This window comes from Caballeronia sp. LZ033 (genome assembly GCF_031451265.1).
GTDB lineage: Bacteria > Pseudomonadota > Gammaproteobacteria > Burkholderiales > Burkholderiaceae > Caballeronia.
The window spans coordinates 2,515,577-2,530,016 of record NZ_JARUXQ010000001.1 but is presented as its reverse complement, the minus strand read 5'-3'; the positions used below and the strand labels follow the sequence as shown (position 1 = coordinate 2,530,016).

The window sequence follows — 14,440 nt, the reverse complement described above, 5'->3', positions numbered from 1 at the left end:
TAAATGACGCTGGGCGAGAAGAAAAGCTGCTTTCTTTGGTGACTTTCTTTGCAGCGGCAAAGAAAGTTACCCCCGCCCCGGGGAGGGGCAGTGCTAATACACCTACGCGAACACAGGAAGTCCATAGAAGCGCAAGCGAACACAAGCAACCCACGCGAAGGACCAAAACGAAGACCCCGGCCCCGGCAAGGAGCAAGGAGCAAGGGACAAGCGGCAAGTGCCAACAACCCCACCCGACGGCGGTAAGCCGTCCAACTCCCATGCCGCGCTAAAATCCCCCTTTACCCTCCATCCCGGCGCCCTCGGCGCCACTCCCCCGGCGTGCAAAAGATCCTGATCGTCCGCGTGTCGTCGCTTGGCGACGTCGTCCACAATATGCCGGCCATTGCCGACATCCGCCGCCGCTATCCGGATGCGCAAATCGACTGGCTCGTCGAAGAAAGCTTCACAAGTCTCGTCGAACTGGTCCAGGGCGTCCATCGCGCCATTCCGTTCTCGCTCCGACGCTGGCGCAAGTCCATCGCCTCACCCGCCACCTGGCGCGAGATCGGTCAGTTCAAGCGCTCGCTCGCCGCCGAAAACTACGATCTCGTCATCGACTGCCAAGGCCTCATCAAAACCGCATGGGTCGCGAGCTGGGCCCGCGGGCCGCTCGCCGGCCTCGCCAACCGCACCGACGGCGCCGGCTTCGAATGGCCCGTGCGCTTCTTCTACGACCGGCGCGTCCCCGTCGAGCCGCGCACCCACGTCGTCGAGCGCACCCGCAAGCTGGTAGCCGCCGCGCTCAGCCTGCCCGACCCGCACATGACCGACGACATCGACTTCGGCCTCGACACCCGGCGCGCCACGCTCGCCGTCTCCGAACTCGGTCTCAACCTGCCCGTGCCCTACGTCGTGTTCGTCCACGCCACCTCGCGCGCCGACAAGCAATGGCCCGAAGCCGCCTGGATCGAACTCGGACAAGCCCTCGTCACGCGCGGCGCATCACTCGTGCTGCCCTGGGGCAGCGAAGCGGAACGCGCGACCAGCGAAAAGCTCGCGAAGGAATTCGGTGCAGCCGCCATCGTGCCGCCCAGGCTCTCGCTGCCGGCCGTGGTCGGGCTGATCGAAGGCGCGGCGGCGACAGTCGGCGTCGATACTGGCCTGGTGCATATTGCCGCGGCGCTGAAGCGGCCGACCGTCGAGTTGTACAATTTCTCGACCGCCTGGCGCACCGGCGGCTACTGGTCGCCGCAAGTCGTCAATCTCGGCGACGCAAGCCGCCATCCCACGCTTGCAGACGTCAAGACCGCGCTCGCAGGCTTCGGCCTGTTGTAGCGCTTCAGTGCATGGCCCGCACGCGCGGGCAACGCGCAGGACAACACAGCGGTCATTCAAGCTCGAAGCAAGGTCATAGTCACATGACGGAATCGCAAATCATCGAAGTCGCCTCCGCCGACTGGCACGGGAAACATCTCTCCGTGCCGCGCGAGACGCTGCTCGCCGGCGTCGAAAACGGCAAGGTGCTGTATTTCCCGAATCTGCGTTTCGCGATCGAAGGCGGCGAACGCGCGCTGCTCGATCCAAAGATCGCCGATCCGAAGCGCAAGAACATCAGCCTCGCGCCCAATGGCGGCGCGCTGAACGGCGTGCTCGGCGATGCCGTGATGCAGTCGGCGGTGCGCTCGCTCATCAAGCGCTATCAGGACAACGCGCGCTCGCTCGTCGACGGCCTGTTTCCCGAATACGACGGCAAGCTGCGCGTCGCGCCCACCAGCCTGCGGCTGCATCAGGTCGAAACCCGCGAGACCTCGTGGCGCAAGGACGACAGCCGCCTGCACGTCGACGCCTTCCCGTCGCGCCCGAACTACGGCGAGCGCATCCTGCGCGTGTTCACCAACATCAACCCGCAAGGCGCGCCACGCGTCTGGCGCGTGGGCGAGCCGTTCGAGGACATGGCGCAGCGCTTCCTGCCCGGCATCAAGGCGCAGGCGCCCGGCGCCGCCTGGCTCATGAACGTGCTGCACATCACCAAATCGCGCCGCAGCGAGTACGACCATCTGATGCTGCATCTGCACGACGCGATGAAAGCCGACCTCGACTATCAAAAGGTCTCGCCGCAGGAAACCATGCCGTTCCCGCCCGGCTCCGTATGGGTCTGCTTCTCCGATCAGACCTCGCATGCCGTGATGTCCGGCCAGTACATGATGGAGCAGACCTTCTTCCTGCCCGTCAAGGCCATGGCCCGTCCCGAGTGCGCGCCGCTCGGCATTCTCGAGCGCCTGAAGGGCAGGGCGCTCGTTTGAGCGGCGCCGCTTCTCCGAGTCTGGCCGCCGGCGTGCTGAGACGGATCTACCGCGCGCTGTGGTGGATCGTCGCGCCGCTCGCGGTGCTGCGGCTCCTGATCCGCTCGCGCAGGGAACGCGGTTATCGCGAACACATCGGCGAGCGCTTCGGACACATGCCGCCGTATGGCGGCCGAAGCGCCGGCGATCTCGCACCGCTCATCTGGGTTCACGCGGTATCGGTCGGCGAGACGCGCGCCGCGCAGCCGCTCATCGAAGCGCTGATCGACGCGCATCCCGAAGCCCTCATCCTGCTCACCCACATGACGCCGAGCGGCCGCGCCACCGGTGTCGAGCTGTTCGGCGACCGCGTGCTGCGCAGCTATCTTCCCTACGATCTGCCCATTCTCGTGCGGCGCTTCCTGCGGGCGTGGCGGCCGTCGCTCGGCATCGTGATGGAAACCGAGGTCTGGCCGACGCTCATCGACGAATGCAAGCGTGCCGACGTGCCCCTCGTGCTGACCAACGCGCGCATGTCGCAGCGCTCGTACCGGCGCGCGGCGAAGTTCGGCCGCGCGGTGCGCGAGGTGTTCGGCGGCTTCTCGCGCGTGCTCGCCCAGACGCCTTCCGATGCCGAACGGCTCACCGCGCTCGGCGCCCGCAATGTCGCGGTGCTCGGCAATCTGAAGTTCGACATGAGCGCGCCGCCCGAACTGATCGCGCGGGGCCAGGCATGGCGCGCGGCGATCGGCGAGCGCCCGGTGTGGGTCGCGGCCAGCACGCGCGAGGGCGAGGAAACGCTCGTGCTGCGCGCGCTCGCGGCGCTGGACATGCCGCATGCGCTGCTGATTCTCGTGCCGCGTCATCCGCAACGTTTCGACGAAGTCTCCGCGCTGCTGTCGAGCCATGGGCTCACGAGCGCGCGGCGTTCAGTGTGGGCGCCCAAACCGGCCGCGGCGGGTTCCGGCGCCGATACCCCTGAGCCCCTGCCGGCCAACGTGCAGGTCCTGCTCGGCGATTCGATGGGCGAACTCGGCGCGTACTACGCGGCCGCGGATGTGGCGTTCATCGGCGGCAGTTTGTTGCCTCTCGGCGGGCAGAATCTGATCGAGGCGTGCGCGGCGGGCGTGCCGGTGCTGATCGGCCCGCACACCTTCAACTTCACGCAGGCCACCCGCGACGCCATTGCCGCAGGTGCCGCGCTGCGCGTCCAGGATCCGCAGGAACTGGGACAAGGCCTGCGCGAGATTCTCCAGGATCGCGCCCGGCGGCTGGCCATGAGCGCGGCGGCCTCGGCCTTCGCGGCGGCGCATCGCGGCGCGACGGCGCGCACGGTAAGCGTGCTGGGCGCGCTGCTGGAGGAAAGCGAGGCGGCGCGCGATGCCGCGTCGCTCGCCGATTAGCGGTCAGTGCGGCTTGCGGGAGAGCAGTTCCGTCACGCAGCGCGCGAAGCGTTCGTTGCTCGCAGCGATTCCATACTCCTCGGCGCGCTCCGACGCACGCTGCTGCATGCTGGCGCGCAGCGCATCGTCGGTCAGCACGCGATGCAGCGCCTGTGCGAGTTCATCGACGGCGCCGACCGGAAACAGGATGCCGAAGCGGCCGTCGCCGAGAATCTCGCGCGGACCGGTCGGGCAGTCGCTGGCGATCACCGGCTTGCCGAGCGCGAGCGCTTCGAGCAGCACCATCGGCATGCCTTCATAGCGCGAGCTCAGCACCTGTAGCCGCGCGCCCGCTGCCAGCGCATGCGGATTGTCGAGCTGACCCATGAAATGCACGCGGCCATCGACACCCAGTTCCTTCGACAACGCCTGCAGCTCGCCGCGAAACGCGCCGTCGCCGACGATCACGAGATGCTCTCGAATGGCCGGATCGCGGATCAGTTGCGCATACGCCCGCAGCAGGGTGCGATGGTCCTTCTGGATTTCATCGAGACGCGCGACCGACACGATATACGGCGCATCGCAAGGCGGCGTCTGTGGCGCGGCGCCGTTGCTGCGAATCCGCTCGATGTCGATGGCATTGGGCAGCGTGAACAGCCGTTGCAGCCTGTCGCCGAACATGGCGCGGGCCTCGTCGGCCATGTGCTGGTTGAGCGCGCCGACGCCGTCGTAGCGGGCGAACTGCGTCGCGAGCCGGCGTTGCTTGCGCGGCCGGTTGGCGAGGCGCGCGTCGAAACTGAAATGATTGACGCCCAGCCACGCCACGCCGAACTGCCCGGCGAGACGGCGCAGCGACATGTCGTAGTCGACGATCAGCGCATGGCGGCGCGCAAGCTCGGCCACGCGGCGTTTCACATACGGACGCACGGCGAGCGTGTTGAACACGTCGCGCCCGACGCGCCCGAGCTTGCTCAGGCTCTGCGCATAGCGGCGTTTCTGGAAGTGATTGAGCCAGTCCTGATCGGCGAGGATTTCGATGGCGACATCGGCCGGCACGAGCGGGCGAAAGCGTTCCTCGAAAGCAGGCGACGGGTGCATGACCGACAGCGTGACCGTGAAGCGGTTGCGGTCGAAGACATGCAGCCATTGCATCAGCGACGACTCGATGCCGCCGTTGCCGAAGTCGACAATGTGAAACAGCACCGGAACACGGCCGGCCGGAAAATGCGCGGGCGAACGAGGGGACAGGGCAGCGATGGACACCGTGCAGCGCCCGCCGCACAGCGCGGGCGTGGAATGATTGCGAAGCCGTCATGCTACCGCATGCGCGTGCCGCGCTCATGAAGCGGCGCGCACTGCGACATCAATTCACGAAACCAGCAAGCCCTTCTTCTCTATGAACGCGATCACCTGGGCCAGTCCTTCCTGCGCCTTCAGATTGCACATGACGAAGGGACGTTCGCCGCGCATCTTGCGGGCGTCGCTCGCCATGATGTCGAGGTTTGCGCCGACATGCGGCGCCAGGTCGGTCTTGTTGATCACCAGCAGATCCGACTTCGTGATGCCCGGGCCGCCCTTGCGCGGAATCTTCTCGCCGCCCGCGACGTCGATCACGTAGATCGTGAGATCGGAGAGTTCCGGGCTGAAGGTGGCTGCGAGATTGTCGCCGCCCGATTCGATGAACACGATGTCGGCGTCCGGAAACTTCGACACCATGCGATCCACCGCTTCGAGGTTGATCGACGCGTCCTCGCGAATCGCCGTGTGCGGGCAGCCGCCCGTCTCCACGCCCATGATGCGCTCGGCCGGCAGCGCGCCCGCCACCGTCAGCAGGCGCTGATCTTCCTTGGTGTAGATGTCGTTGGTGATGGCGACGAGGTCGTAGCGTTCGCGCATCGCCTTGCAGAGCATTTCGAGCAGCGTCGTCTTGCCGGAACCGACCGGCCCGCCGACGCCGACCCGCAGGGGCGGCAGTTTCTTGGTTCGACGGGCGGCGGCGGAATAGGCGGGAGCGTTCATGAGTCGGGCTAGGAACGAAAGAGTCGTGAGTATTGGGATTCGTGCCGCGCGGACAGGATGCCCAGTTGCGGCGCGAAGGTGTTGATCCGGTCGGGCGAGGTAGCGAGCGCGCGGCGCACGGCATCGTCGATGGGTCCGCGCAACGCGACGATGATGCGCTGCCCCGCAAGCTGGCCGAGCGGCACGGCCTTGAGCGCGGCGGCCGCCTGGTTCTCGACCCAGCTGAACGCGTAGGCGGCGAGCGCGGCCTCAGGCGCGGCGTCGTGCGCGAAGGCGGCAAAGGCGAAGGCGGTGGGCTGCGCGATCGGCTTGAGCGATGCGAGCGTCTCGCGGCGCGCGGCATTGCCCCATTCGAGCGACGCGCACAACTGGGCCAGCGACCAGCCCATCTGCTCGGTCTCGCGCCGCAACTCGGCCGACTCGCGGCTGGCGAGGTAGGCGTCGTTGGCGGCGCGGAGCGCGGCTGCGTCATGCGTGCGCCAGGAATCGATCTGATGCGCAAGCAAGGGCAGTTCACCGCGCGCCAGCACCGTCGAGAGTCCGCTTTCGATCCACTGGCGCGCGCTGTCGCCGTCGTGGATCAGGCCGTGCTCGATGGCCGCTTCGAGCCCTTGCGAATAGCTGAACGCGCCGATCGGCAGTGCCGGCGACGCGAGATGCAGCAGCGCCGTGAGTTCAGCGATGCGCATGGCCGTGGTGAGCGTGGCCGTGATCGTGATCGTGGTCATGCGAATGATCGTGGCCGCATGACGAATGATCGTGGTCATGTGCGTGATCATGTGCGTGATCGTGGGCATGCCCGTGATGCTCGTCGAACACCTTCTGCGCGAGTGCATAGTCCTCGCTGAAGGTTTCGTCGTGACCATGCTTGTGGCCGCCGCCATACGCGCCGGTCTCGGGCTGGAACGGCTGGGTTTCGTGCGCCACCAGCACGCCCAGGCGCTTCAGCATGTCTTCGAGCACGGCATCCGCTTCGAGCTTCAGATAGTCCGCGCCGACTTCCACCGGCGTATGGCGGTTGCCGAGGTGATAGGCGGCACGCGTCAACAGCCGCACGCTCGGCGCGCGCACCACCAGCACGTCTTCGGCAGCCGCGACGACCCGCACGAAGCCGCCGTCCTCCGCGACCAGCATGTCGCCGTCCGCGAGCACGGTGCCGCGCGGCATCACGAGCGCGACTTCCTCGCCGCTGTCGAGCGTCGCGGCGAGGCGGCTCTTGCAGCGCGCGTCGAAGGGCAGCGTCAGGGTGGGCGCGCGCTTCACGAGCACGGGCGCGAGTTTCGCGGTCAGGCGTTTATCGATGGTACGCATGGCATCAGAACAGGAAATAGCGCTGCGCCATCGGCAGGACGGTGGCGGGATCGCAAGTGAGCAATTGTCCGTCGGCGATCACCTGATAGGTCTGCGGATCGACGCTGATGGACGGTTGCCATGCATTGTGAATCATGTCGGCTTTCTTCACATTGCGGCAGTTGCGCACCGCGACCACCTGTTTGGTCAGTCCGTAGCGGTCCGCGATGCGCGCTTCCATCGCCATCTGCGATACGAACGTGAGCGAGGTCTTGCCGAGCGCGCCGCCGCGCGTGGCGAACATCTCGCGGTAATGCACCGGCTGCGGCGTCGGAATGGAAGCGTTCGGGTCGCCCATCTGCGCCAGCGCGATCATGCCGCCCTTGACGATCAGCGACGGCTTCACGCCGAAGAACGCCGGCTCCCAGAACACGAGGTCCGCCCACTTGCCCGGCTCGATGGAGCCCACTTCATGCGCAATGCCGTGCGTGATCGCCGGATTGATCGTGTACTTGGCGACGTAGCGTTTCGCGCGAAAGTTGTCGTTGCGTCCGGTGTCCTCGGGCAGCGCGCCGCGTTGCACCTTCATCTTGTGCGCCGTCTGCCAGGTGCGGATGATGACTTCACCGACGCGGCCCATGGCCTGCGAATCCGACGACAGCATCGACAGCGCGCCCAGATCGTGCAGGATGTCTTCGGCGGCGATGGTCTCGCGGCGGATGCGCGACTCGGCGAACGCGATGTCCTCCGCAATCGACGGATCCAGGTGATGGCACACCATCAGCATGTCGAGGTGTTCGTCGAGCGTGTTGACGGTGTAGGGACGCGTCGGATTGGTGGAGGAGGGCAGCACGTTCGATTCGCCCGCCACCTTGATGATGTCCGGCGCATGGCCGCCGCCCGCGCCTTCGGTGTGATACGTGTGGATCGTGCGGCCCTTGAACGCGGCGATGGTCGTCTCGACGAAGCCCGCCTCGTTGAGCGTGTCCGTGTGGATGGCGACTTGCGTGTCGGTGTCGTCGGCAACAGAGAGGCAGTTGTCGATGGCCGCGGGCGTCGTGCCCCAGTCCTCATGCAGCTTCAGGCCGATCGCGCCGGCCTTCACCTGTTCGATCAGCGGCGCCGGCAGGCTGGCGTTGCCCTTGCCGAGGAAGCCGAGGTTCATCGGCCAGCCGTCGGCGGCCTGGAGCATGCGCTCCATGTGCCACGGTCCGGGCGTGCAAGTGGTTGCGTTGGTGCCGGTCGCGGGGCCGGTGCCGCCGCCGAGCATCGTGGTTACGCCGCTCGCGAGCGCTTCGTCGATCTGCTGCGGGCTGATGAAGTGGATGTGCGTATCCACGCCGCCCGCCGTGACGATCAGCCCTTCGCCCGCGATCACTTCCGTGGCCGCGCCGATGGCGATGTTCACGTTTGGCTGGATATCCGGATTGCCGGCCTTGCCGACGGCGAAAATGCGCCCGCCCTTGATGCCGATGTCGGCTTTCACGACGCCCCAGTGATCGAGGATCAGCGCGTTGGTCACGACGGTATCGACCACGTCCGCGGCGGCGCGTTGCGACTGGCCCATGCCGTCGCGGATCACCTTGCCGCCGCCGAACTTCACTTCTTCGCCGTAGGTGGTGAAGTCGCGTTCGACTTCGATGATGAGGTCGGTGTCGGCGAGGCGCACGCGGTCGCCGGTGGTCGGGCCGAACATTTCCGCATAAGCGCGGCGGCCGATGCGTAGCGTCATATTCTCAGCGTCCTTTGCGGGAATGATTTAGAGCGGACCCATGACGAGGCCGTTGAAGCCGTACACATGGCGGTCGCCCGCGAGCGCCACGAGCTCGACCGTGCGTTCCTGGCCCGGCTCGAAGCGCACGGCGGTGCCCGCCGCGATGTTCAGCCGGAAGCCGCGCGCCCGCTCGCGCTCGAACTTGAGCGCCGCGTTGACTTCGTAGAAGTGGTAATGCGAGCCGACCTGCACCGGCCGGTCGCCATGATTCGCGACGACGACCGTCACGGTCTCGCGGCCCGCGTTGAGTTCGTGCTCGCCGTCGTCGATGAAATATTCGCCGGGGATCATCAGCGTCGCTCTGCTCAGGGAATCGGGTGATGGACGGTCACGAGCTTCGTGCCGTCGGGAAAGGTCGCTTCGATCTGGATGTCCGGAATCATCTCGGGGACGCCTTCCATCACGTCGTCGCGGGTGAGCAGCGTGGTGCCGTAGTGCATGACCTCGGCGACGGTCTGGCCATCGCGCGCCGCTTCCATCAGCGCAGCCGAGATGAACGCCACGGTCTCGGGATAGTTGAGCTTCAGGCCGCGTGCGCGGCGGCGTTCCGCGAGCAGCGCCGCGGTGAAGATCAGCAGCTTGTCCTTTTCTCTGGGTGTCAGTTTCATGAGCTTCTTGGGCAGTAAAGCGTGACGGGCCGCGCCATGCTAGCACCGGAACACCTTGTTTCGTTAGCCTGCTTCCGTTCTTACGGATGGCTTGCGGCTCACTGGATGAAGCGCTGCAGCTCCACGGTCGAGGGCCGTTCGAAGATGGCGTCCGGCGCGCCGGATTCCCACACGCGTCCCTGATGCATGAACACCACCTTGTTGCTCACCTTGCGCGCGAAGCGCATCTCGTGCGTGACCATGATGAGCGTCATGCCGTCGCGGGCGAGGTCTTCCACCACGGCCAGCACTTCGCCGACGAGTTCGGGATCGAGCGCGGAGGTAATCTCGTCGCACAGCAGCACGGTGGGCTTCATCGCGAGCGCGCGGGCGATGGCCACGCGCTGCTGCTGGCCGCCCGACAACTGGTCGGGATAGGCGTCGAACTTGTCGCCGAGGCCCACGCGTTCCAGCACCGAATGCGCGGTGGCGCGGGCCTTGGCCTTGTGGATCTTCTTGACCACCGTTTGCGCGAGCATCACGTTCTGCCCGGCGGTGAGATGCGGGAACAGGTTGTACTGCTGGAACACCATGCCCACCTTGAGGCGCAGCGCGCGCAGGTCGGCGTGGCGCGCGTCCATGTGCTCGCCGTCGATTTCGATCGACCCTTCGTCGATGCTTTCAAGCCCGTTCAGCGTGCGCAGCAGGGTGCTCTTGCCCGAGCCGCTGCGCCCGATGATCGACACCACCTGGCCGCGCTCGACGGAGAAGTCGATGCCCCTCAGCACAAGGTTGGCGCCGAACTGCTTCTGGAGATTGCGGGTTTCAACGAGCGGCATGCCATTTCCTTTGAAGCGTGCGTGCATAGCGCGTGAGCGGATAGCAGAGCACGAAATAGATCACGGCCACGAGTCCATACACGAGGAAGGGCCGGAAAGTTGCATTCGAAATCATCGTGCCGGCCTTGGTCAGCTCGGTGAAGCCGATGATCGAGACCAGCGCCGTGTCCTTGACCGCCTGCACGGCGAAGCCCACCGTGGGACCGACGGCGATGCGCAGCGCCTGCGGCAGGATCACGTGGCGCAACTGCTCGAAGTAGCTCATCGCGAGCGATGACGACGCTTCCCACTGGCCCGTCGGCACGGCTTCCACGGCGCCGCGCCAGATCTCCGCGAGATAGGCGCTGGTGAAGAGCGTGAGACCGACGGTCGCGGCGAGCCACGGCGCGACGTCGATGCCGAGCAGCGGCAGGCCGAAGAACACGAGGAACAGCTGCATCAGCAGCGGCGTGCCCTGGAATACCTGGATGTAGCCCTTGACGAGCATGCGCAGGATTTGCGACTTCGACACGCGCATGACGAGCAGCGCGAAGCCGACGATGCCGCCCAGCACGAACGACACGACGGACAGCACGATCGTCCAGCGCGCCGCGAGCAGCAGGTTCTCGACGATCTGCGCGAGAGTGAATTCGATCATCGCGCGTGGCTCCGGCTGGCGGTGAGAAAGCGCTTGCCGGCCGCGTTGAGGACGGTGCGCAACACGAGGGCCATCACGAGATACGCGCCCGTGATGAAGAAGCACGTCTCGAACGCGCGGAAATTGCGCGACTGGATATAGCTGGCCGCATAGGTGAGATCGGGCACGGAGATCTGCGAGACGACGGCTGAGCCGAGCATGGTGATGACGATCTGGCTCGTCAGCGCGGGAAACACCTTGGCGAGCGCCTGCGGCAGCACGACATGGCGGAAGGTCTCGCCGCGCGACAGCGCCAGCGATGCCGCCGCTTCGTGATGTCCCTTCGGCACGGCGCCGATGCCCGCGCGGATGATCTCGGTGGAATAGGCGCCGAGGTTGAGGGTCATCGCGAGAATGGCGGCGACGTACTCGCTCAGGTGGATGCCGAGCGCCGGCAAGCCGAAGAACACGAAGAACAGCTGCACGATGAACGGCGTGTTGCGGATTGCCTCGACATACGCGCCGACGAGCGCATTCAGCCATTGACGCGGGCTGTCGCGCCCGGCCGCGCCGAGCACGCCGAGCGAGACGCCCAGCGCGGTCGAGACGGCGGTGAGCGCGAGCGTCGTCGCCGCGCCGCTCGCGAACATGCCCGCGTATTGCGCGAGATCGGCGAACTCAAGTTCATAGGCCATACGATGCCGCGCTCCTGGTCACAGGCTGGCGGGCAGCGGCTGCCTGAACCACTTCTTCGACATGCCGTCGAGCGTGCCGTCCTTCTTCGCCTGCGCGATGGCGTCGTCCACCTTGGCGAGCAGACGCGGCTCGTTCTTGTTCATGCCAACGAAACACGGCGAATCCTTGATGACGAATTTCGCTTCGGGCCGGCGCGGCGGATTCTTGGCGAGGATCGCGGCCGCGACGATGTTGCCCGCCGCGATCAGCTGCACTTGTCCGGAGAGGAAGGCGGAGATGGTGGCGTTGTTGTCCTCGAAGCGCTTGATGGTGGCGTTCGGGGCCATCTGCGAGAGCGCGATCTCCTCGAGCGCGCCGCGCGTGGCGCCGACGGTCTTGCCGGTGAGATCGGCGGGGCCGGCAACCTTGATGTCGGCGGGGCCGAACACGCCCTGGAAGTAGGGTGCGTAGGCGGTCGAGAAGTCCAGCACCTTCTCGCGCTCGGGCGTCTTGCCGAGCGACGAGATCACGAGGTCCACCTTGTTGGTCGTCAGATAGGGGATGCGGTTGGCGCTGTTGACGGGCACGAGTTCGAGCTTCACGTTCAGCGACTTCGCGAGCAACGCGGCCATGTCGACGTCATAGCCTTGCGGCTTCATGTCCGCGCCGACCGAGCCGAACGGCGGATAGTCCTCGGGCACGGCCACGCGCAGCGTGCCGTTCCTGGCTATCGTGTCGAGCGCATCCGCGTGGGCGGCGAGGGGCGTGAAGGCGGCGAGGGAGAGGGCGAGGACGGCGAGCGCCGTGCGGCGGGCGCGGGAGAACGGGGTGTGCATCGATGATCCTTCGGTCTTGGTTCGATCCTGGCGGCCGCGTGGGAAGTGCGGCTCTTGAGCGAAGGCTTAAAGCGAGAGTCGTGCCATCGGGGCGATGGTCTTGTCCTGTCGAGCTTCCCGGTTCACGGGCGCCGTGGCGCGCCCCCTTGCGGGGCAGCGTGATGCGCCATCGTGGTGCGTACTAGGTAGTCCACAGGCGCAGCGGGCGCGCCTCGACGCCGTGCACGACGGGACGCAGTTGTGTCCAGCAGGCGGCGAGTGCGTTCTGCAGCGGTTCCATCGAGCGGCCGATGGCGCGCACGATCAGCACGCCCGGCGCGACGCAGGAAGCGGCGGCGCGCAGTTCGGCGTCGAAGGGCAGGGCGGCGGTGAGGGTTTCGGCGAGCGCATCGTCGCAGGCGGGGCCGACGGCCCATAGCGTGCCGTAGGCCGGAAAGCCGGCGAGGCCTTGGGGTGAGTCGCGCAGCGGGTCGTCGGCGGCGAGCAGCGTGCGTTCGAGCCAGCGCGTGGCGCCGCTGCGATGCCCGATGCGCGAGATCGCCCGGATGTGGCCTTGCGTCCATTTCTCGCCGGCGGCGGCGCGGCCGAGCAGCATGGCGTCCCAGCCGATGGCGGTGGCGTTGTCGTCGAGTGTCAGGTTGAAGTCGAGCTCGATGTTGGATGATTCGAACACGATGTTGTTTTGCGGAAGCCAGTCGAGTCTGGCGCCGGCGGCGAGCGTGATGTCGATGCGTTGCGTGGCGAGCCGGCCGTTGGCCTTGTACCACTTGGTGGCGCCGGGCGTCGTGATGACGGCGTGGGTGTGTTCGTGGAGGTGGATGTCGATGGAGAGCCGGTCGCCGCCCGCGACGCCGCCGGGCGGATGCACGATCACGGTGTGGCAGATGTCGGCTTCGGGATAGAGCGGGCGTTGCAGCCGCAGCGGTCCTTCGTGCCTGCGATGCGAGCAGACGGTGCGGCCGTGCTGATGCGTGAAGCCGAGTTCGAGGCGGCCGCGCCACACGTGGGGATCGGCGAGGGCGGCGTGCGATTCGTGGTGCATGGGCGATGCGGGTCAGGGGTGAGTCGAGATCATACGGCGATCAGCTCGCGCACTCCATGCTGGTCCATTTCATTGCCGGCGCCGCCCGCGATGATTTCGCCGCGGCTCATGACCCAGTAGCGGTCGGCGAGTTCGCGGGCGAAGTCGTAGTACTGTTCGACGAGCAGGACGGTCATGCCCATTTCATCGACGAGCTGGCGCAGCGTGCGGCCGATATCGCGGATGATCGAAGGCTGGATGCCTTCGGTGGGTTCGTCGAGGATCAGGAGTTGGGGTTCGCTCATGAGGGCGCGGCCGATGGCGAGTTGTTGCTGCTGCCCGCCGGAGAGGTCGCCGCCGCGGCGGTGTTTCATGTCCCGTAGCACGGGGAAAAGCTCGTAGATGCGGTCGGGGATTTTTGAGGGGGCCTTGCGGCTGGCGGCGCCGACGAGCAGGTTTTCTTCTACGGTCAGACGGCCGAAGATGTCCCGGCCTTGGGGGACGTAGGCGAGGCCGCTCGCCACGCGGGAGTGGGTGGGCATTGTGGAGATTGTTGTGTTTCGCCAGGTTATGGTGCCGGTTTTGGTTGGGACTACGCCCATCAGGCAGCGCAGGAGCGTCGTTTTGCCTACGCCGTTGCGGCCTAGCAGGACGGTCAGCTTGCCTTCCGGGACGGTCATCCGCACATCGCGGAGGATATGGCTACCGCCGTAGTATTGGTTCAGGTTTTCTATTTCCAACATGGGTTTGGCTCTTGCGGTTGGGTTTTGTTTTGCTTTGCTTTGCTTTGCTTGCGCTTGTTGTCGTTTGTTGTTCGCTTGCGCTTCGATGGACTTCCTGTGTTCGCGTCGGTCTGTTAGCACTGCCCCTCCCCGGGGCCAGGGTCTTCGTTCTGGTCCTTCGCGTGGGTTGCTTGTGTTCGCCAGCGCTTCTATGGACTTCCTGTGTTCGCGTAGGTGTATTAGCACTGCCCCTCCCCGGGGCAGGGGTAACTTTCTTTGCCGCTGCAAAGAAAGTCACCAAAGAAAGCAGCTTTTCTCTCGCCCAGCGTCATTTAGCGGCACGACACAGAACCACGTTTCTGGCACTGCAGTAGAGAGTGCCCTCATAGGCCACTCCGGGCGTGGATCGCGGACC

At 66.2% G+C, this 14,440-nt stretch carries 16 protein-coding genes; 3 read left to right on the top strand and 13 right to left on the bottom strand.

Features of this window, described 5'->3' with window-relative positions:
* Positions 1-321: 321 nt before the first annotated feature.
* From waaC to waaA, 3 genes are all read left to right on the top strand, one after another.
* A complete protein-coding gene (gene waaC, locus QCE62_RS11890) occupies positions 322-1,317 on the top strand; it encodes a lipopolysaccharide heptosyltransferase I (protein ID WP_309918017.1) in 996 nt (331 codons plus the stop codon).
* Between the two features lie 83 nt (positions 1,318-1,400).
* Positions 1,401-2,285: a Kdo hydroxylase family protein gene (locus QCE62_RS11885; RefSeq protein ID WP_309918014.1), complete on the top strand. Its 885-nt coding sequence runs from the start codon at positions 1,401-1,403 to the stop codon at positions 2,283-2,285.
* Positions 2,286-2,317: 32 nt separating this feature from the next.
* Positions 2,318-3,667: a lipid IV(A) 3-deoxy-D-manno-octulosonic acid transferase gene (waaA, locus tag QCE62_RS11880; protein ID WP_309918012.1), complete on the top strand. Its 1,350-nt coding sequence runs from the start codon at positions 2,318-2,320 to the stop codon at positions 3,665-3,667.
* Between the two features lie 3 nt (positions 3,668-3,670).
* Here the strand turns inward: waaA and QCE62_RS11875 are convergent, their stop codons facing one another.
* The 13 genes from QCE62_RS11875 to urtE all read right to left on the bottom strand — a co-directional run bounded on the left by QCE62_RS11875 (position 3,671) and on the right by urtE (position 14,046).
* On the bottom strand, positions 3,671-4,849 hold the full coding sequence (locus QCE62_RS11875) for a glycosyltransferase (RefSeq protein ID WP_404987359.1): 1,179 nt from the start codon (positions 4,847-4,849) through the stop codon (positions 3,671-3,673).
* Positions 4,850-5,014: 165 nt separating this feature from the next.
* On the bottom strand, positions 5,015-5,665 hold the full coding sequence (gene ureG, locus QCE62_RS11870; RefSeq protein ID WP_309809441.1) for an urease accessory protein UreG: 651 nt from the start codon (positions 5,663-5,665) through the stop codon (positions 5,015-5,017).
* A gap of 8 nt (positions 5,666-5,673) precedes the next feature.
* A complete protein-coding gene (locus QCE62_RS11865) occupies positions 5,674-6,354 on the bottom strand; it encodes an urease accessory UreF family protein (RefSeq protein WP_309919811.1) in 681 nt (226 codons plus the stop codon).
* Entirely contained in the window at positions 6,341-6,976 is a 636-nt protein-coding gene (gene ureE, locus QCE62_RS11860) for an urease accessory protein UreE (protein ID WP_309918007.1), read from the bottom strand. Before ureE ends, QCE62_RS11865 begins: the two co-directional genes overlap by 14 nt.
* A 4-nt stretch (positions 6,977-6,980) precedes the next feature.
* A complete protein-coding gene (gene ureC, locus QCE62_RS11855; RefSeq protein WP_309918005.1) occupies positions 6,981-8,687 on the bottom strand; it encodes an urease subunit alpha in 1,707 nt (568 codons plus the stop codon).
* Positions 8,688-8,714: 27 nt separating this feature from the next.
* Positions 8,715-9,020, bottom strand: a complete 306-nt coding sequence (locus tag QCE62_RS11850) for an urease subunit beta (RefSeq protein WP_309809435.1) — start codon at positions 9,018-9,020, stop codon at positions 8,715-8,717.
* 14 nt (positions 9,021-9,034) lie between these two features.
* Entirely contained in the window at positions 9,035-9,337 is a 303-nt protein-coding gene (ureA, locus tag QCE62_RS11845; protein WP_309918003.1) for an urease subunit gamma, read from the bottom strand.
* A gap of 98 nt (positions 9,338-9,435) precedes the next feature.
* Positions 9,436-10,155: an amino acid ABC transporter ATP-binding protein gene (locus QCE62_RS11840; protein ID WP_309918000.1), complete on the bottom strand. Its 720-nt coding sequence runs from the start codon at positions 10,153-10,155 to the stop codon at positions 9,436-9,438.
* Positions 10,142-10,792 carry an amino acid ABC transporter permease gene (locus QCE62_RS11835; protein WP_309917997.1) on the bottom strand — a complete coding sequence of 217 codons (651 nt, stop codon included), beginning with the start codon at positions 10,790-10,792 and terminating at the stop codon, positions 10,142-10,144. The genes QCE62_RS11840 and QCE62_RS11835 overlap by 14 nt, the downstream gene beginning before the upstream one ends.
* Positions 10,789-11,466 carry an amino acid ABC transporter permease gene (locus QCE62_RS11830; RefSeq protein WP_309917993.1) on the bottom strand — a complete coding sequence of 226 codons (678 nt, stop codon included), beginning with the start codon at positions 11,464-11,466 and terminating at the stop codon, positions 10,789-10,791. The genes QCE62_RS11835 and QCE62_RS11830 overlap by 4 nt, the downstream gene beginning before the upstream one ends.
* Before the next feature lie 18 nt (positions 11,467-11,484).
* Complete coding sequence (locus QCE62_RS11825) at positions 11,485-12,282, bottom strand: transporter substrate-binding domain-containing protein (RefSeq protein WP_309917990.1); 798 nt, start codon at positions 12,280-12,282, stop codon at positions 11,485-11,487.
* Between the two features lie 181 nt (positions 12,283-12,463).
* A complete protein-coding gene (locus QCE62_RS11820; RefSeq protein ID WP_309917987.1) occupies positions 12,464-13,324 on the bottom strand; it encodes an urease accessory protein UreD in 861 nt (286 codons plus the stop codon).
* A gap of 29 nt (positions 13,325-13,353) precedes the next feature.
* Positions 13,354-14,046, bottom strand: coding sequence for an urea ABC transporter ATP-binding subunit UrtE (gene urtE, locus QCE62_RS11815; RefSeq protein ID WP_309917984.1), 693 nt, complete (start codon positions 14,044-14,046; stop codon positions 13,354-13,356).
* Positions 14,047-14,440: the final 394 nt, after the last annotated feature.

Bases quoted from the DNA above. Each gene is read 5' to 3' on its own strand.
- QCE62_RS11885 (WP_309918014.1), top strand. From the start codon at position 1,401: ATGACGGAATCGCAAATCATCGAAGTCGCCTCCGCCGACTGGCACGGG.
- ureG (WP_309809441.1), bottom strand. From the start codon at position 5,665: ATGAACGCTCCCGCCTATTCCGCCGCCGCCCGTCGAACCAAGAAACTG.
- QCE62_RS11865 (WP_309919811.1), bottom strand. From the start codon at position 6,354: ATGCGCATCGCTGAACTCACGGCGCTGCTGCATCTCGCGTCGCCGGCA.
- ureE (WP_309918007.1), bottom strand. From the start codon at position 6,976: ATGCGTACCATCGATAAACGCCTGACCGCGAAACTCGCGCCCGTGCTC.
- ureC (WP_309918005.1), bottom strand. From the start codon at position 8,687: ATGACGCTACGCATCGGCCGCCGCGCTTATGCGGAAATGTTCGGCCCG.
- QCE62_RS11850 (WP_309809435.1), bottom strand. From the start codon at position 9,020: ATGATCCCCGGCGAATATTTCATCGACGACGGCGAGCACGAACTCAAC.
- ureA (WP_309918003.1), bottom strand. From the start codon at position 9,337: ATGAAACTGACACCCAGAGAAAAGGACAAGCTGCTGATCTTCACCGCG.
- QCE62_RS11840 (WP_309918000.1), bottom strand. From the start codon at position 10,155: ATGCCGCTCGTTGAAACCCGCAATCTCCAGAAGCAGTTCGGCGCCAAC.
- QCE62_RS11835 (WP_309917997.1), bottom strand. From the start codon at position 10,792: ATGATCGAATTCACTCTCGCGCAGATCGTCGAGAACCTGCTGCTCGCG.
- QCE62_RS11830 (WP_309917993.1), bottom strand. From the start codon at position 11,466: ATGGCCTATGAACTTGAGTTCGCCGATCTCGCGCAATACGCGGGCATG.
- QCE62_RS11825 (WP_309917990.1), bottom strand. From the start codon at position 12,282: ATGCACACCCCGTTCTCCCGCGCCCGCCGCACGGCGCTCGCCGTCCTC.
- QCE62_RS11820 (WP_309917987.1), bottom strand. From the start codon at position 13,324: ATGCACCACGAATCGCACGCCGCCCTCGCCGATCCCCACGTGTGGCGC.
- urtE (WP_309917984.1), bottom strand. From the start codon at position 14,046: ATGTTGGAAATAGAAAACCTGAACCAATACTACGGCGGTAGCCATATC.